This window comes from Bacillus sp. CCB-MMP212, assembly GCF_022748145.1.
GTDB classification, from domain to species: domain Bacteria; phylum Bacillota; class Bacilli; order Bacillales; family Bacillaceae_G; genus Bacillus_A; species Bacillus_A cereus.
Genome location: NZ_JALDQE010000001.1, coordinates 916,402 through 933,547, shown reverse-complemented (window position 1 = coordinate 933,547; position 17,146 = coordinate 916,402). Strand labels below are relative to the sequence as shown.

Below are 17,146 nucleotides of genomic sequence, written 5' to 3'. Positions count from 1 at the left end.
TGAGCACCCGCTGGACCTTGAGCGCCAGTAGCACCTTGAGCGCCCGCTGGACCTTGAGCGCCAGTAGCACCTTGAGCACCCGCTGGACCTTGAGCGCCAGTAGCACCTTGAGCGCCCGCTGGACCTTGAGCGCCAGTAGCACCTTGAGCACCCGCTGGACCTTGAGCGCCAGTAGCACCTTGAGCGCCCGCTGGACCTTGAGCGCCAGTAGCACCTTGAGCGCCAGTAGCACCTTGAGCACCCGCCGGACCTTGAATACCTTGAGCACCTTGAGGTCCAGTAGCACCTTGAGCACCTGCTGGTCCCTGAGCACCTTGAGGACCTTGAGCGCCAGCCGGACCTTGAGGTCCAGTAGCGCCTTGAGGTCCAGTAGCACCAGTAGCCCCCGTAGCCCCAGTAGTTCCTCCACCTAGGCAACCAGATCCATATTGAACTAAGATAGCTTGAATTTCTGAAATGAGTTTAACGAGATTATCGATAGCACAGCAATCAATTTTGAATAACTTAGCGATATACAATAAATAATTAAGCAGGCTTTGTAGTTCAACGTATAATGCCCCACATGAAAAAGGTGTTGTTCTTAAAATAGTTAACAGATTAGCGATAATAGAATTTGCAATTTGTTTTTGTGCAGGAGACAAATCTAAGCAATTGAGGAATCGTTGGAGATTATTTAAGACGTTAATCAGATTATCAATATTATTTTGAGAAGGGTTTTGGAAGACAGCTTGAATAGCTTGACCAAGAGCTTGAAGAAGTCTAACAAATTCTGTAAGTTCTGACTTAGAGATGTTAATATGGCTACATGCTCTTACTTCGCAACAATCATTACCATAAAATACTTTTCCTTTATTTTTATTGTTCATCTTTTCATTCCTTTCTTTCATAGAATAAATAGTCGTTACTATATATTAAAATGAAATTCAAATTAAATTCGTGATGGACAAACTACTATTTCTCAAAAAATAAGAAGTTTACCTACCTACCTAACACGAATAATAAAAAAGTAGAGAAAAATCTATATGTTTTAAAGAGAATAAATTAGCATAAAAAAACTCCCTTTAATTGTTAGAGTTTGCTTAACAATTAAAGGGAGTTCATAGAACAGCATTATCATTTTATAAGTTAATTGCTTCACGATTTACTTTAGGTAAAATCGGAATAGAAATAGTGAAGGTTGTACCGTCTGGAGCACTAGTCATTTTGAGCGTACCGTTATGATTTTGGATGATTTTTTTTGTTACTGACAAGCCTAGTCCTGTTCCCGAATCCTTCGTTGAGAAGAATGGATCAAAGATATATTCTTGAATAGCTGGAGGAATACCAATTCCATTATCTGTGAAAGTAATCCGAACGAAGTTATCAAGGCGATAACTAGTGATTTGAATAGAAAGAGGTTTGTCGCCTTGAGCATCGACGGCATTTTGAAATAGATTTAAAAACACTTGAACAAGTTCATGTCGATCAATATTGACTAAAATATCATCTAATTCATTAGAGAAGTTATAATCAATTGAAATGTTATGCAAGGAGACTTCACTAGCTAGTAACTGTTGAATATAGTCACGTAAAAATGTATTGATCGGAAACGGTTCTCTTGTAAATTCCCGTGTTTTTGAAACAGCTAAAAATTTTGTAATAATATTATTTGCACGATCTAATTCAGGGATAAGCAAGTTTTTAAATAACTCTTGATTTGATGTAGAAACACTTTCTTGTAAAAATTGTAAGTATCCTCGTACTGTTGTAAGAGGATTTCGTACTTCGTGTGCAATTCCAGCTGCGATTCGCCCTGCTAACGAAAACTTCTCTGCATCACGTTCTGTATTTAAATAATGAAAGACACTAATAACTCTAAAAATCTCACCGTTATAATCACGAATAATTCGGTTATTTATAATACCGTAATTTTTGTCTAAAACTTCTTCATTATATATTTCTGTTCCCGTTCTTAATGTTTCAATTGCTTTAATTTTTTCTTCCGGCAAGTTTAGTAATTGTTGAATTGGTTTTCCAATAATATCATTACGTATTACACCGAAATCATCTGCGGCAACTTGATTACATAAAGTAATATTCCCTTTACTATCGACAAAGGTTACATGATGTGAAAAGGCATCAAAAATATGAACAAAGTGTTTTTCAAGTTGTTCAAATAAAAATAATGAATCACAAGTAAGTTGAAAATTAGCTTCTTTATTTTCTTTTGGTATTTCTTGAATGGAATGAGTTGTTCTGGTTTTCTTTATTCGTAAACCAATATGTGGATTTTTGTATGTGAAATGATGTGGTAATTGATTCACAAGTTCTTCATAAAAACGTACTTTATTTTCTAGTTCTTCAATTCGTTTTTCATGAGATACAGTAGCATCGTTTGGAAGCATAAATAAATAACCCCTCATTTTAAAAATTCTTCCATATAGTATATCATATTTTTATAAGGATACTCTTAAAGAAAAGGCTACATGATGCAAAGTGTTTGGAAAGTGAATAGAAGATGAAGTTAAAAAGGGAGGGATATATGTGCTGTTCATTGGAGTGACAGGATGGGGAGATCATAATTCTTTATACATAGATTCCTATGAAAATAGAAATAAATTACGAACATATAGCGAGTATTTTCCTATTGTGGAAGTGGATAGTTCATTTTACGCGATGCAACCTGCACGAAATTATATAAAATGGGCAATGGAAACGCCGAAAGATTTTTCTTTTGTCGTAAAAGCGTATCAAGGAATGACAGGACATATGAAAGGTGAAATTCCTTTTTCTACGTTCGATGAGATGTTTGATGTGTATAAACAGTCTATTCTTCCTTTATTAGAAGCTGATAAATTAAAAACAATTTTATTTCAATATCCACCATGGTTTGATTGCAAAAAGAAAAATGTAGATTTTCTTCGATATACGAAAGAAAAAATGGAAGGTTTACCATGTGCAATAGAATTTCGAAATCAAACATGGTTTTATCCAGAAATGATAGATAAGACGTTACAGTTTCTAGAACAGGAGAAATGGGTTCATACAATTTGTGATGAACCACAGGCTGGGATAGGTTCTGTGCCACTCGTGTTAGAGGTTACGAATTCAGACATGGCATTAATACGTTTTCACGGTCGAAATGTTCATGGTTGGCTTGATAAAGGGGAAAATTGGAGAGCGGTTCGCTGTTTATATCGCTACAACAATAAAGAACTGGAAGAATGGGTTGAACGACTAGAGCAATTAAAAAAGAAAACAAAGGATATATACGTACTGTTTAACAACAATTCAGGTGGGGATGCAGCAGATAATGCGAAACAGCTTATGAAAATGATGAACATTACATATGGTGAGCCGAAGCCGGAGCAATTAAATTTTTTTGAATGATAATAAACAAGAAAGGCACTGTACAAACAGGGGGAATGTACAGTGCCTTTCTATATGAAAAAGAGGGGTAACAATGTTACTGAGCGTTTGGTTGATTCATCAATTGTTGGCTTCATAATAAATGATAATGGTTATCATTATCATTGTCAATGGTTTTTCTAAAAATATATAAAAAACTTTGTATATTTTAAATAGAGATAAAAAAAGAACAGCATTAATGCTGTTCTTTTCCGTTGACAAATTGTTGTAAATCAAAAGGAGTTATCGCCTGGATAAATTCTTTTGAGATAAGTGTTTGAACGAGAGTGCTCTCAGAGATAGAAGCACCTGTTTTCTTTTCATAAGCTTGTTTTAATAAATCAAGTTTTTCAGCCGTTTCTTTTGGTAATTCAATTGTAAGTGTGTTCATAATTTCTCCCCCTTAGTATTAGAGTACCACTACAGTATAGGAGAGACAAGAAAAGAGAATATGAAATATAAAAAAGGTTACCAAATTTTCAAATGGTAACCTTTTTTATGTATAAGAGTTATTAAGCAATACCGATATACTTTAAAGTTTTTGATGGAGTACTGTGATCAAAGAAGTGTTGTAAAAATGCAATATCAACACCTGATTTGTATGCACAATAACCCCAAGTTTTTCGAAGTGTATGTGAGCTAATCCCTTCTAATCCAACTTCTTTTGCAGCTTTGTTTAAAATGTACCATGCATGTTGTCTCGTAATAGATTTTGTTCCTTTTTGAGATTTTAGCAATGGTTCATTACGTTTCCAAGTTTTACGTTCTTTCATGTAGTCTTCGATTGCGTGCTGTAAGTCTTCATTTACAGCAAACCATTTATGTTTCTTCACTTTTTCATTGTAAAATAAAATGGAATGGCGAACATTTTCATTTTCATCGATTACATCACTAACTTTTAATTGTAAGATTTCACTTACTTTTAAGCCAGAATTTACAGCTAATACGAATAATAAGCCATCACGTTTCGAAGATTGTAAAAGTATATTTTTGATAGTTTCTAATTGTTTTTCATTTTGAATAGGTTGTCCTGCTTGTTTCATTTCACGCACTCTCCTCTTTTATATGTGTAAAGGAAAGGATTAACTTGTTTCTTACTATAAAGGGAGAGTGTGAATTTCATGTGAACTCCTAGTGAAATTAAGACAAATTATTTGACTTCTTTTACTTTTTGTAAATTGAAATAGAATACAACACTGTTAGTCGTATTATACACACCGTATTCGGCATGATGGAGGTCTAAAATGTTTTTAACAATAGATAATCCGAGACCGGTACCTCCAGTGTGACGGCTACGTGATGCATCTAGACGATAGAAGCGATCCCAAATTTTTTCAAGACTTTCTTCAGGGATAGGGTTTCCTGTATTTTCGATTTCGACTTTTACGGTATCTTCTGCTTCTATAATAGAGACTTGTATTTTTTCTCCATCTGGCGTATAACGGATTGCATTACTTAGTAAGTTCACAACTACTTGCTCAATACGGCTACGATTTGCTTTAACAAGTATAGAAGGGTCTGCATCGACATTCACTTGTAAATGTTTTTCTTCCATGCTAAATAATAATTTTGTGTAGACTTGTTGCGTTAATTCACCGATTGAGAACGTCGTCATATCTAGTTTGTAAGTACCAGATTCCAACTTTGCTAATTCTAACATTTCAACAATCAGCCTGTTCATATTTTCTGTTTCTTCTAAAATAACATCAGTATAATACGAAGTATCCTTACTAACACCATCTTTAATTCCTTCTGCAAAACTTCTAATTACACTCAGTGGTGTTTTTAATTCGTGTGACACGCCAGAAATGAATTCTTTTCTTGTTTTTTCTAATTGACGTTCACGTTCAATATCTTGTTGTAACTTTGTATTAGCGACATTTAATCGATCGATTCGATCTTTTAAATTTACAGATAATGTATTGATACTGCCAGAAAGCCCGCCAATTTCATCGTCAGCTGTAACAGGTAATTTCTCGCTGAAATCAAAATTAGCCATTTTTTTTGTAACACGATTTATTTTAATTAATGGCTTAACAATGATTTTTGAGTAGTAGAAGGATAACAAAATAATAACGAGAAACACGATGATTAAGGCATAAACATAATAGTCTTTTAAAACGAGCATCGCTTCATTAACGGGCTGCAAAGATGCTATCGCAAAAGCATATTCTGTAATCTTTCCGTTTTCTATAATCGGTTTTACAAAGATACTATTTTTTATATTTTCGCCACCATCTAATATGAACGTGTTTAATTGGTTCGAGTTAGAAGTGCCATCTCTAATAATATCTGCAAAATATTGAACGGCTTGTAATGTTTCAATATCATTTGCAAGACGAACCTCAGCTTTTGATGGGAGCTGTAACTTAGTTATAACACCTGTAAAGACGATGCGAGTTGTAGATTTGTATCGGCTTGTAAGTCTATTTTTGGAAGGGTTACCATTAATTGACTGAAAATCCGAATAGAAATGTTCGTTTTGCCATTGATTATAATTCGTTCCTAATTTTTGTGGTGTGATTATATTATTCTCTTGTACGACTCCATCAACATTAATTATTACATCTTTTTTTAAACCTAAATTTTCGAATTTATTATATTCTTCTGGTGTTAAAAGATTATTGAGTGGAATGGAATACTGTTTATTATTGTTGGGATTAAATACATCGATATAGTAGTTGTTATCACTTTTAATAATACCGTTAGAATCCAAAAACTGCATATCGGCATTTGTTTTATCATGAAATTCTTGTTTTAGTTTTCTAACTTTCTCATAACTTTTATCACTTTTGTCATAATTATCTACGAATTTTTCAAAAGCAGTTTGAACTGTTTTTACTTTTTTATTAATATAAAATTTCTCTAAAAATAGAGATTGTCCTAGGAAAAAAAGTAGGAATATTATTGTAAATAAAGTTGATGTTAATAAAAATAGTTTAAAGACGATACTTCTGTTTTTCACTGCGTCACCTCTTATGAGAAATACTGTAAATGATTTCTTTATCCCGCCTTAACAGGTAATAAGACTCCTACTTCAAAATTCGGCAAATACAAGGGAGTTAGGCGGGAGATCAACTGCCCGTAAAATCCTGATTGGTTCAACTAATAATCAATGGAGAATGGGAAAAATCCCCACTGATTAAAGTTTCACTTTATTATAACAAACGTTACAAGAAAGTAGAGGGGAGAAATCTGTCTCTTTATAAAATAGTTATTTATAAAAAGTCACATAAAAAGAACTCGCCAGACGTATGACAAGTTCTTTAGTGTATTATTGTTGAATTGCTGCATCTAAAGCGATTTCAATCATTTCGTTAAATGTAGTTTGACGCTCTTCAGATGTTGTTTCTTCGCCAGTGAAGATGTGATCGCTAACTGTTAATACAGATAATGCATTTACACCGTATTTCGCTGCTAATGTGTAAAGAGCAGTTGTTTCCATTTCTACTGCTAATACACCGTAATCTCCAAGTTTTTTAACCATGTCCATGCTTTCACGATAAAACACATCTGCTGTTAAAACGTTACCGACACGAACGTGTAATCCTTTTTCAGTTCCAGCATCGTAAGCTTTCTTTAAAAGATCAAAGTTTGCAGCTGGTGCAAAATCAAATCCTGGGAATGTTAAACGGTTCATATTAGAATCAGTACAAGCCGTCATTGCGATAATAACATCACGAACTTTTACATCTTTTTGAATTGCACCGCAAGTTCCAACGCGAATTAAATTTTTAACTCCGTAGCTTTGGATTAATTCGTTTACATAAATAGAAATAGAAGGAACACCCATACCTGTACCTTGAACAGATACACGTTTTCCTTTATAAGTTCCAGTGAAACCTAATATACCACGTACGTTATTATAGCAAGTAACATCCTCTAGAAATGTTTCAGCGATATATTTTGCACGTAATGGATCACCAGGTAATAGAATAGATTCAGCGATTTCGCCTTGTTTTGCTTCGATATGTACACTCATGAAAAGTCCTCCTTATAATGTATTGATAGAAATCAATATCATTTGCATTATACACTACGAATCCTTTCAATTAAAATCTTTTTATTATTTGTAATATGTGCAAAATAGGAGGATTTCATAAATCATAATCTAGAATATATACCTTAAGAAGTTTTGTATGAACAGAGACAATAAAAATGGTAGGTGATGTTTTGAAAAATCTTGTCATTGGACTTATTGCGTTAGTACTTATTGTGGCAGGAGGATTTTACATAAAAAAATATCAAGAAAACGAAGAGACTGTAGGAGATGTTCAGGAAGTAAAGTGGGATGTGTCAAATGGAAAGGAAAATGAGAAAGTAGATATTGTATTTCAGTTGTTAAACAAAAAGAATAATGAAATTCGTGGTGTAAATGATCAAATTCGGGCAGTGATTGTAGATGGACAGTTAAAACACATACAACAAATTAAACCTACATTTGCAGGGAACGGGTCATATAAGTTATCTTCCAAAATAGCGAAAGACGAAGAATATACAATATTTTTATACGAAGATAAAAATAAGTCCGTAGAGTCATTCGCTAGGAAAGATTTTGGTAGAACGAAAGAGGAGAACAATAAGAAAAAAGTGAAATTTCCAATCGACAGTGTACTTACAAAAAAAATAGGAGAGTATGAAGTTTCTCTTTTATTTGGCGCATTACATCCGAATGAACCAGTTACGTTAACATTTCAGTTTCAAGCGAAAAAGGGTGAAAAATTGAAATTACATTCAGAGAGAGGAGAAGTAGAGTCACTCTATATCGTGGATGAAACGAAGGAGAACTTTTTATACGCTATGCCTGTAGATACGGATGAGCAATTACAATACCGGATTACATTTCCTGCCGAGGGCACGTATAAAATGTGGGGGAATTTCTATATAAATGGTAAGAAGTATGAAAAAGAATTTATTGTACAAGTTCAAAAAAGAAAAAACAGCTAAGAATTTAGCTGTTTTTTCTTTTTCCTATTAATTTTGTTACAGAGAGCATTGTAATTGGTAAAGAATGATTCTTCCTAAATGCTAAATATTTACCGCTCCATGCTGGTTTATATTTTTCTTTAAAATGGCGTAATCCGCTGAAACTATACGTATAACGAACGTTATTAAAGATTGCAGCAGCCACTCGTTCAGACCAGAAAGACTGTGTGGATAAACCAACATTTGAAAGTGGTGCCATACCAATATTAAAGGAGTGGTATTCATTTTCTTTTGCCCACTGGAATAAGTGGATGAAAATTGCGTCCATAATGCCGCTAGGCGCATCTGGATAATATCGCATTAAATCGACAGATAATGATCCGTTTTGATATACGGGCATGAATGTTGTGAATGCAATAATTTTTCCATCTGCATCAGATAATGTTGCAATAGGAGCACGACTAATATATTCACGATCGAAGTATCCGAGTGAAAAACCTTTCTCTTTTTTTCCACCAAGCCATGCATCTGAAACTTTTCTTAACTCTTCATATAATTCGTCTGAGAAAGGTGGCTCGTGAATAGAGAATGTATAGCCTTCTCTTTCAAAACGGTTGAAAGTAGCTCGCATGCCAGCGCGTTTCTTTCCTGTTATTGTAAATGTATTTAAATCAACAACAGCTTCTTCACCGAGCTTAAAGAAGTTATAACCAAAATCGTGATATAAACTCATCCATTTACTTTCAATTTGGTAGAATACACAAATGTATCCAAATCGATCAGCCTCAGATAAAAACTCTTGCAGTACAGTACGATAGGAGGAAGGGTCCCCAATTGGATCACCTAGTACAATAAGTCGTTTTCCAGTTATTGAGAAGAGAATGAGTGCTTTTCCATCACTACTGAAAAAGAACTGCTTATCTCCTAAAAAACCTAAATGACTAAGTACGTTTCCACCATGTTCATCTAAGAAGTTTTGTAATCTTTTATCATTAGCTGGTTGCCCGGGAAATTCATTTCGATAACGATTTGCAATGAGTGAACCAATTAGTAAAAAAGTAGGAACAAAAAAGGCAGCTGCTAATGCACTTCGTTTCACTTGTGTAATATTACGAACGACAAAATCAGGTTTGAAAGCTTCCTTTGCACCTGCAAATAAAATACCTAAGTTTTTATATAAATATAACGTTACAAGTAGGAATATAAAAACTTTTACGATATCGGAAAGTGAGACTTCCATTTTCTCACGTACAAACCTTTTACGAAGCATATACAATACAGCGAGTACGATTAATAAAATAAACGTTTCTTCAACATCAATTCCTTTTAGTGTATTAAAAATAGCCGCTCCAATTAAAGAAACAATCGTCATATAATAAGAACGTTTTGTTCCGTAATATATCCCCCGTGAAAGAATGAGTAGGAGAATACCGAATGTTAGCGATAAGCTAAAAGAAAATTGAATAAGGTGTTTTGGAGCTAGAATATGTAAGGCGTGTGCCCGATTTATACTTGTCGGTAGAATGGTTGATAAAATAACCATTAAGCCAGCAAATACTGTTAAAGCAGCAGATGCCCAAGAACCTAACTTTCCTAGAAAGTCACGCTGCAAAGTCCATATAACACCAGTTGTCTCTAATGCAGGCGCAATAAAAGGTTTATCTTCAAACTTTTTAATGGCTACTCCTGTCATTTCAAAAGCTGCAAAAATGAGACCAAGGCAGAATGGTAAGATGTAATAGACGAGACGATATAATAACATAGCAGGGAGTAAAACACCTGTATCGATGCCGTATTGCCCAAGCCCAGTTAAGAAGACAAGATCAAATGATCCAAGGCCACCAGGAACAAGACTAACGACACCAGCTAAAGCAGCAATGACATATACGCCTAAAAACTTTTGGAATTCGATTTCAATGCCAAATAATAATAATATGACGTACATAACAATACCAGCAGATACCCATTCGACTAATGAAACTAATGAGTATAAAACGGTTGGGTTTTTCTCCTCTTCTTCTTGTCCCTCTGTTTGCGTCGCTTTTCTATTTTTTAATTTAGAAAACCCGATATATATAGGAACGAAAAGAGCAAAGAAGATAAGAACAGGCCATAGCCATGGTTTTTCATGCAAAATAAATCTCGTGTCTAATATTCCGATAAGACCAAGAAATGAAAGAATGGCTAATCCATTAATAAAGGCAGTTGTCATCCAAGCGATACTTTTAATAAGTTTTCCATTTTCTTTTATGTATGGACGATAAAGCATTGTGCGTACGCCGGCTCCAACGAGACCACCAAACCCGATAAATCCATTTAAAGTATTAGCAATCCACGAGATACGGAAAATCTTTTGGACAGGAATATCAGCTTTTAAGTAACGAAGCATAACATAGTCATAAAAGAACATTGTTGATACAGCGAATGCACCAAGTGTAATTGCTAAAAAGACTCCTCCAGTTGGAATGTTTTTAATTGTATCAATCGCTTCTAAAAAAGAAATGCCCGCTAATTCTTTTTTTGCTTGAAAGAATACAATTGTTAATACAACAAATGGGAAGATAATTTTCCCGATTTGTAAGAAACGTTTCCATGAAAACGACATAAATACAACTCTCCTTGTGTAAGAAAACTGAGACAATAATATTATTATGACAAACTTCAAGAAAAATAAAAAGGTAAATTCCTGTATAGGGGAGCTATTTTTTATATAGGTATATTTAAAAGAATATTTTGTTTATCAGAAAATTAAGTTAGAATAAGATAAAAGAAGGAGGAGGGGGGAGTATATGATTATAAAAGGTTATGTAGGATATGAGTTAGAAAAAGCGAAACCTAATACATCAGAGGATTTTTTTAACAGATCTGAAGTGACATATATATTAAATGATAAAGAGAAAACTTTTTCGGTTTTATACGTTCGATATTTTGAAGAAGTTTTACAAGAAATTACTCCTTTTGAAGGAAATCCAGTGTATAAAGTAGAAGAACAAAACATATATTTGCGCGATATTGTAGCGATATGTTGTTTAGTGAAAGATAGGGAGCTTCGTGCGCAAAAACGTTTGTATTTAAATAATATGGAAGAATTTCAACAATATTTTGATGAGGGAACGGTGTTGAAAGTACAAGAAATATTGGCTGAATTACATAAAAATAAAAGAGTAGAAATAGCGTGAAATGGCAAAGGAGAGAGAAAAAATGTCTAATTTGATGGTTGAAAATCAAACAGAACAAGTTTCTATATTTTTAGAAGATGCTATTCATTTAATAACCAATTATGTAAATTATCATACGTTGCCTTCTTTATTAGAGGAGACACCGGCAGGGAACGAGCAATATTATAAAGGGTTATTAGCATCAATGAGACGACTTCTCGTTTTTTGCGAAGAAGGACATGATGCATGTTTTGTTTTGTTGAATAGTCAGCCATTTCGAAAAACAGCAGCTGAAAAAATTTTATATAAGATTTACCATCAAGTAATTGCAGAGTTTTTTTCACCGAAGAGTGATTATTGGTATGAAAATAGTCGGTCTGCATATACAGGAAAAAATTCTATCGTTTTTCAACAAACACCACCTGCATCTTTGGGGCAAGTGATGAAGAGTTTAGAAGGTAAATTTCAATTGATGCGTGAAGAACTAGAATATTATGAGACGGATTATCAGACAAAGATGTTACACAAATATTGATTGCGGAAAAGAAGCTAAGGTGACTTAGCTTCTTTTCCTTTTGTACAGTTATATAAGGGATTTTCATTGAATATAGTTAAGTGGATAGCATTAGGGAGGTGCAACATGAATCAGCAAGGTGTATTTACAGATTACTTTCATGAAGTAGAAAATTGGTGTGAAAGTGTTCTTCACGTATTAGATAGCCGCGCAATGGAAGTGTATGATGTCCATATGCTTGCTTATAAAATTCAGACGTTGTTAGAGCGTATGAAAGAGCATGAGTATGAAACAGATGCAGAGTTTATGTATGAAATAAGTGATGATGTAGAACATATTCAGCATCACTTGCAGGAAGTATTTATGCAAGAAGAAGAGGAATATGAATTATATGAAAGAGGGGATAGCGAACGAGCTGTTCCAATTGGAGGACATACACTACCGCCATTACCTTATCCGTATAATGCGTTAGAACCGTATATTTCTAAAGAAATTATGATGTTACACCATGATAAACATCATCGGAGTTACGTGGAAGGGTTAAATAAAGCAGAGAAGATGATGGAAGAAGCGAGAAAAACAAATCAATTTGATTTAATTAAGCATTGGGAAAGAGAAGCGGCTTTTCATGGGTCAGGTCATTACTTACACACGATATTTTGGAATAACATGAAAAAAGACGGTGGTGGAAGTCCAAGAGGTGCTTTTTCACAACAAATCGAACAAGATTTTGGGAGCTTTTTACGTTTCCAAAAACATTTTACAGAAGCGGCCTCTAAAGTAGAAGGTTCAGGCTGGGCAATTCTCGTTTGGGTGCCCCGGTCTGGAAGGTTAGAAATTTTGCAAAGTACACTTCATCAATTATTTACACAATGGGATACGATACCACTCCTTGTACTAGATGTCTGGGAACATGCGTATTATTTACAATACCAAAATCGAAAAGATGAATATATTAAAAACTGGTGGAATGTTGTAAATTGGCCTGATGTAGAAAAAAGGTTTGAAACTGCGAAACAAATTGAATGGACACCATATTAGACGCAAATTCTCTGCGTCTTTTTTAATGGAAGCAGAAGGAAGATTTCGTTCATATTTTAAAAGGCCAAGCATACACTTGTACAAAAAGTGCCAAAAGGACGTGGGGGGAAATATGAGACGAATTTGTGTAATCATTACGCTTCTTATTATGTACGCAAGCGTTATGCCAATTCCTACATATGCAAAGATGAACAGCAATGTCAGTGCTCGAAATGCTGTATTAATGGAGCAACAGTCTGGTCGTGTATTATACGGAAAAGCAGAACATGAACCTCAAAAAATTGCTAGTATAACAAAAATTATGACTGCCTTGTTAGCTGCTGAATCAGGGAAGATGAAAGAAATGGTGTCAGTTAGCAATGAAGCGGTGAGGGTGGAAGGATCAGCAATCTATTTAAAGCCTGGACAAAAAGTGAAGTTAGAAGATTTAGTATACGGACTCATGCTTAGATCTGGTAATGACGCAGCGCAAGTAATTGCTGAAAGTGTGGGTGGGAGTATAGATGGATTCGTATATTTAATGAATGAAAAGGCGAAAGAAATTGGAATGAAAGATACTCACTTCTCAAACCCTCATGGTTTAGATGGAGATGGATCACATTATTCGTCGGCTTACGATATGGCGTTATTAACAAAGTATGCAATGGGAAACGAGTCATTTAAAAAAATCTTTGGAACAAAAACGTATAAATCCGATTCTTGGGATTACCCGTGGAAAAATAAACATAAGTTGGTAACGTCTTATTATGAATTTGCAACAGGAGGAAAAACTGGCTTTACGAAGAAAGCAGGAAGAACGCTTGTTACAACGGCATCAAAAGATGGACTAGATTTAATTGTCGTAACTTTGAGTGCTTCTAGTGATTGGGATGATCATATGAATTTGTTTGATAAAGGTTTTGAACGTTTCAAACAAACGAAAGTTTTAGGACAAGGAGCAATTGCTGAAATAAATGAAAAGAAGTATGCCAACCATGTTTATACAAAAAATAGTTTTTCCGTGCCGTTAACTGAAGAGGAAAGAAAGAACGTGTTATTAAAAGTTGAACTGGATAAAAGTATAACGCTTGAGGATGGAGTAAAGGTTGGAAAGACAGACGTTTATGTTGGCAATGAGAAAGTTGGAGAACGGAATTTATTTTATAGTAAACGGAAGTTAGTAGCTACAACGGGACTTTACTGGAATAATGTGAAAGAAATTTTTTCTTACATGATAGGTGTTGGGAACGATGGTTAATCTCGTATGGGTAGCGATGGCTGTCATTGGGATTGTATACGCCATGATAAATGGAACGATGGAAGAAGTGAATAAGGCTGTATTTGACGGAGCAAAAGATGCAGTAACGATTTGTATAGGACTTATTAGTGTTTTAGTATTTTGGCTTGGTTTAATGAAAATTGCAGAGGAAGCCGGATTGTTAAAAAAATTAGTTTCACTTTTTATGCCGATAGTAAAAAGGTTGTTTCCAGAAATACCAAAGGATCATCCGTCCATGGGATTTATTCTATCAAATATGATGGCAAACTTTTTTGGTCTAGGTAATGCAGCAACCCCTCTTGGTATTAAAGCGATGGAACAACTAAAAGAGTTAAATGGAGGAAAGGATTCGGCGAGCCGTTCTATGGTGACGTTTCTAGCATTAAATACATCAGCTATTACATTAATTCCTACGACAGTCATTTCAATTCGAATGACGTATGAATCAGCCAATCCTACTGAAATTGTTGGGGTAACATTTATTGCACAAGTACTTTCTATGATTGGAGCGATTTGGATTGACCGCTATTTTTACCGAAGAAGGAGTAGAAAGGGGCGGAAAAAATGAGTATTGTAAATACAATTTCCTTATGGGTAATCCCTTGTGTAATTGGTTTTATCCTTTTATATGGCACGATAAAGAAAGTGCCGACGTATGAATCGTTCGTTGAGGGAGGAAAAGAAGGGATTCAAATTGCAATTTCCATTTTACCGTTTATGGTTGGAATGCTTGTTTCTATTTCTATATTCCGATCTTCAGGTGCGCTAGATGCAATGATATCAGTAATGAAGCCAATGCTAGATTTAATTCATGTTCCAGCAGAAATCGTTCCATTAGCACTAATACGCCCTATTTCAGGTTCTGCTGGTCTAAGTATTACGACTGATTTAATTGCCACATATGGGCCAGACTCATTCATTGGGAGATTAGCTTCTACGATGCAAGGGAGTACAGATACGACTTTTTATATTTTAACAGTATACTTCGGAGCTGTTGGTATTAGAAAAATGGGAGATGCATTAAAAGTAGGTCTTTTTGCAGATTTAATCGGAATTATTTGCTCGATTGTCTTTGTTTCCCTATTGTTTCAGTAAAGCTATTCATTTTTTATGCTATTTCGCGTATAATACGTATACGACCACTATTAAGGTGTAGCTTAATAGTGGTTTTTTTATGTGGTATTTTTGACAAAATGATGAACTTTTATTGTGAGAAATATGAAAAATATGGACAATAATAAAGGATAAAAACATGATTTGACCTTTATATGTTTAATATCATCGCTATGTTGTTTAAGTGAGACGGAGCGAATAACCGTAAAGCGTATGCGGTTGCCAAGTCTTTCTAATGTAAGGTAAGATAAATTCGAGGTGAAAAAAAGAAATGGAACGATTACAAAAAGTGATTGCGCAAGCAGGTATTGCATCGAGAAGAAAGGCTGAGGAATTAATTCAGCAAGGAAAAGTGAAAGTTAACGGAAAAATAGTGAAAGAGTTAGGAACAAAAGTAACTCCTCAAGATAAAGTAGAAGTAAATAACATCCCTCTTGAAAAAGAAGAACCTGTTTATTTTTTACTATATAAACCAACTGGTGTAATTTCAAGTGTATCAGATGATAAAGGTAGAAGTGTTGTAACAGACTTTTTCCCTGAAATTACACAACGTTTATTCCCAATCGGACGTCTAGATTATGATACGTCAGGAGTATTATTAATGACAAACGACGGGGACTTCGCAAATATATTAATGCATCCTAAATATAAAGTTGAAAAAACGTATGTTGCAAAAATAAAAGGCCCATTAACAGGTGAGAAAATTCGCATGTTAGAACGCGGTGTTGCACTAGAAGACGGTAAAACAGCACCAGCACATGTGAAAATTATTTCTTGGGACAAGCGTAAAGAAATGGCTATTGTACAATTAACAATTCATGAAGGACGTAACCGTCAAGTACGTCGTATGTTTGAAGCGTTAGACTGTAAAGTAGTGAAATTAAAACGTGAACGTTATGCTTTCTTAGAAGTAGGAAGCCTGCGACCTGGTGATGCGAGAGAATTGACACCACATGAGGTGAAACAATTACGCGCGCTTGCTTCTACAAAGCCAAGATAAGCTATAGAGTTAAAAATTCACCAGTGGAGTGCTCTGCTGGTGATTTATTCAATACAACATTTACAGAAGATAATACATAACATTTACCGAGGAGAGGAGAGGTAATATGAAGAAAAATCGCTTATTATTTCGCGTTATTATTCTACTCATTTTATGTGGTGCTGTAGGATTTACCCTTTATCAAGGATTCTTTGCTAATAAAGAGAAAATGCAAATCGGAAAAGAAGCACCTAACTTTGTTGTGACGGATTTAGAAGGGAAGAAAATTGAACTAAAAGATTTAAAGGGAAAAGGTGTATTTTTAAACTTTTGGGGTACGTGGTGTAAACCTTGTGAAAAAGAAATGCCTTATATGAATGAATTATATCCAAAGTATAAAGAAAAAGGCGTTGAAATCATAGCGTTAGATGCAGATGAAACGGATATTGCAGTAAAGAACTTTGTGAACCAATATGGTTTGAAATTCCCAGTTGCTATTGATAAAGGACAAAAGATTATAGGAACATATGGAGTAGGTCCATTACCGACAAGCTTTTTGATTGATAAAGATGGAAAAGTAGTGGAGCAAATTATAGGTGAACAAACGAAAGAACAGTTAGAAGGGTATTTAAAGAAAATTACTCCGTAATAAAGAAAGCCTTTACATAAGAGGTGCGTGTCTATAGTGCCTCTGGTTTAAAAATTCTGAGTATTGCGGTAACTCGAGGTTAGAATATACAATAGTACATATAGAGACAGGGGCGGTGAGA

The 17,146-nt window shown here is 34.6% G+C and carries 17 protein-coding genes; 10 read left to right on the top strand and 7 right to left on the bottom strand.

The window, feature by feature from the left end:
* The coding region (locus tag MRP26_RS04700) for a collagen-like repeat preface domain-containing protein (RefSeq protein WP_242806008.1) at positions 1–866 on the bottom strand (866 nt) is incomplete at its 3' end.
* Positions 867–1,118: 252 nt separating this feature from the next.
* Positions 1,119–2,384 (bottom strand): ATP-binding protein, encoded by a 1,266-nt coding sequence (locus MRP26_RS04695; RefSeq protein ID WP_053564899.1) that lies wholly within the window; start codon positions 2,382–2,384, stop codon positions 1,119–1,121.
* 139 nt (positions 2,385–2,523) lie between these two features.
* Between MRP26_RS04695 and MRP26_RS04690 the strand changes: the two genes are divergently transcribed.
* Positions 2,524–3,369, top strand: a complete 846-nt coding sequence (locus tag MRP26_RS04690; protein WP_053564898.1) for a DUF72 domain-containing protein — start codon at positions 2,524–2,526, stop codon at positions 3,367–3,369.
* A 214-nt stretch (positions 3,370–3,583) separates the two neighbouring features.
* On the opposite strand, the gene MRP26_RS04685 is transcribed toward MRP26_RS04690, so the two are convergent.
* The 4 genes from MRP26_RS04685 to deoD form a co-directional block, all read right to left on the bottom strand.
* Positions 3,584–3,778, bottom strand: coding sequence for a DUF3924 domain-containing protein (locus MRP26_RS04685; RefSeq protein WP_001094860.1), 195 nt, complete (start codon positions 3,776–3,778; stop codon positions 3,584–3,586).
* A 121-nt stretch (positions 3,779–3,899) separates the two neighbouring features.
* Complete coding sequence (locus MRP26_RS04680) at positions 3,900–4,430, bottom strand: tyrosine-type recombinase/integrase (protein ID WP_000806236.1); 531 nt, start codon at positions 4,428–4,430, stop codon at positions 3,900–3,902.
* Between the two features lie 107 nt (positions 4,431–4,537).
* The gene (locus MRP26_RS04675; RefSeq protein WP_069355308.1) at positions 4,538–6,352 is read right to left on the bottom strand and encodes a sensor histidine kinase; all 1,815 of its coding nucleotides are present in this window, start codon (positions 6,350–6,352) and stop codon (positions 4,538–4,540) included.
* A 309-nt stretch (positions 6,353–6,661) separates the two neighbouring features.
* A complete protein-coding gene (gene deoD / locus MRP26_RS04670; protein ID WP_242806006.1) occupies positions 6,662–7,369 on the bottom strand; it encodes a purine-nucleoside phosphorylase in 708 nt (235 codons plus the stop codon).
* Between the two features lie 176 nt (positions 7,370–7,545).
* Here deoD and MRP26_RS04665 point away from each other — a divergent pair, with 176 nt between their 5' ends.
* The gene (locus MRP26_RS04665) at positions 7,546–8,334 is read left to right on the top strand and encodes a hypothetical protein (protein ID WP_069355309.1); all 789 of its coding nucleotides are present in this window, start codon (positions 7,546–7,548) and stop codon (positions 8,332–8,334) included.
* 4 nt (positions 8,335–8,338) lie between these two features.
* Here MRP26_RS04665 and mprF read toward each other — a convergent pair whose 3' ends face one another.
* The gene (gene mprF / locus MRP26_RS04660) at positions 8,339–10,918 is read right to left on the bottom strand and encodes a bifunctional lysylphosphatidylglycerol flippase/synthetase MprF (protein ID WP_197242180.1); all 2,580 of its coding nucleotides are present in this window, start codon (positions 10,916–10,918) and stop codon (positions 8,339–8,341) included.
* A 184-nt stretch (positions 10,919–11,102) separates the two neighbouring features.
* Here mprF and MRP26_RS04655 point away from each other — a divergent pair, with 184 nt between their 5' ends.
* From MRP26_RS04655 to resA, 8 genes are all read left to right on the top strand, one after another.
* Positions 11,103–11,492 (top strand): hypothetical protein, encoded by a 390-nt coding sequence (locus MRP26_RS04655; RefSeq protein ID WP_053564895.1) that lies wholly within the window; start codon positions 11,103–11,105, stop codon positions 11,490–11,492.
* Positions 11,493–11,514: 22 nt separating this feature from the next.
* A complete protein-coding gene (locus MRP26_RS04650; protein WP_000067551.1) occupies positions 11,515–12,006 on the top strand; it encodes a YpuI family protein in 492 nt (163 codons plus the stop codon).
* A 105-nt stretch (positions 12,007–12,111) separates the two neighbouring features.
* On the top strand, positions 12,112–13,026 hold the full coding sequence (locus MRP26_RS04645; RefSeq protein ID WP_001075742.1) for a superoxide dismutase: 915 nt from the start codon (positions 12,112–12,114) through the stop codon (positions 13,024–13,026).
* Between the two features lie 112 nt (positions 13,027–13,138).
* Positions 13,139–14,263 (top strand): D-alanyl-D-alanine carboxypeptidase family protein, encoded by a 1,125-nt coding sequence (locus MRP26_RS04640; RefSeq protein ID WP_001252626.1) that lies wholly within the window; start codon positions 13,139–13,141, stop codon positions 14,261–14,263.
* Complete coding sequence (gene spmA, locus MRP26_RS04635; protein WP_000247810.1) at positions 14,256–14,852, top strand: spore maturation protein SpmA; 597 nt, start codon at positions 14,256–14,258, stop codon at positions 14,850–14,852. The genes MRP26_RS04640 and spmA overlap by 8 nt, the downstream gene beginning before the upstream one ends.
* Positions 14,849–15,379 (top strand): spore maturation protein SpmB, encoded by a 531-nt coding sequence (spmB, locus tag MRP26_RS04630; RefSeq protein ID WP_000029514.1) that lies wholly within the window; start codon positions 14,849–14,851, stop codon positions 15,377–15,379. The genes spmA and spmB overlap by 4 nt, the downstream gene beginning before the upstream one ends.
* Positions 15,380–15,668: 289 nt before the next feature.
* The gene (gene rluB / locus MRP26_RS04625; protein WP_000440553.1) at positions 15,669–16,397 is read left to right on the top strand and encodes a 23S rRNA pseudouridine(2605) synthase RluB; all 729 of its coding nucleotides are present in this window, start codon (positions 15,669–15,671) and stop codon (positions 16,395–16,397) included.
* Positions 16,398–16,503: 106 nt separating this feature from the next.
* Positions 16,504–17,025 (top strand): thiol-disulfide oxidoreductase ResA, encoded by a 522-nt coding sequence (resA, locus tag MRP26_RS04620; protein WP_000742194.1) that lies wholly within the window; start codon positions 16,504–16,506, stop codon positions 17,023–17,025.
* Positions 17,026–17,146: the final 121 nt, after the last annotated feature.

Coding starts and splice junctions, on each gene's coding strand:
- MRP26_RS04695 (WP_053564899.1), bottom strand. CDS start 2,384: ATGCTTCCAAACGATGCTACTGTATCTCATGAAAAACGAATTGAAGAA.
- MRP26_RS04685 (WP_001094860.1), bottom strand. CDS start 3,778: ATGAACACACTTACAATTGAATTACCAAAAGAAACGGCTGAAAAACTT.
- MRP26_RS04680 (WP_000806236.1), bottom strand. CDS start 4,430: ATGAAACAAGCAGGACAACCTATTCAAAATGAAAAACAATTAGAAACT.
- deoD (WP_242806006.1), bottom strand. CDS start 7,369: ATGAGTGTACATATCGAAGCAAAACAAGGCGAAATCGCTGAATCTATT.
- MRP26_RS04665 (WP_069355309.1), top strand. CDS start 7,546: ATGGTAGGTGATGTTTTGAAAAATCTTGTCATTGGACTTATTGCGTTA.
- mprF (WP_197242180.1), bottom strand. CDS start 10,918: ATGTCGTTTTCATGGAAACGTTTCTTACAAATCGGGAAAATTATCTTC.
- MRP26_RS04655 (WP_053564895.1), top strand. CDS start 11,103: ATGATTATAAAAGGTTATGTAGGATATGAGTTAGAAAAAGCGAAACCT.
- MRP26_RS04650 (WP_000067551.1), top strand. CDS start 11,515: ATGTCTAATTTGATGGTTGAAAATCAAACAGAACAAGTTTCTATATTT.
- MRP26_RS04645 (WP_001075742.1), top strand. CDS start 12,112: ATGAATCAGCAAGGTGTATTTACAGATTACTTTCATGAAGTAGAAAAT.
- MRP26_RS04640 (WP_001252626.1), top strand. CDS start 13,139: ATGAGACGAATTTGTGTAATCATTACGCTTCTTATTATGTACGCAAGC.
- spmA (WP_000247810.1), top strand. CDS start 14,256: ATGGTTAATCTCGTATGGGTAGCGATGGCTGTCATTGGGATTGTATAC.
- spmB (WP_000029514.1), top strand. CDS start 14,849: ATGAGTATTGTAAATACAATTTCCTTATGGGTAATCCCTTGTGTAATT.
- rluB (WP_000440553.1), top strand. CDS start 15,669: ATGGAACGATTACAAAAAGTGATTGCGCAAGCAGGTATTGCATCGAGA.
- resA (WP_000742194.1), top strand. CDS start 16,504: ATGAAGAAAAATCGCTTATTATTTCGCGTTATTATTCTACTCATTTTA.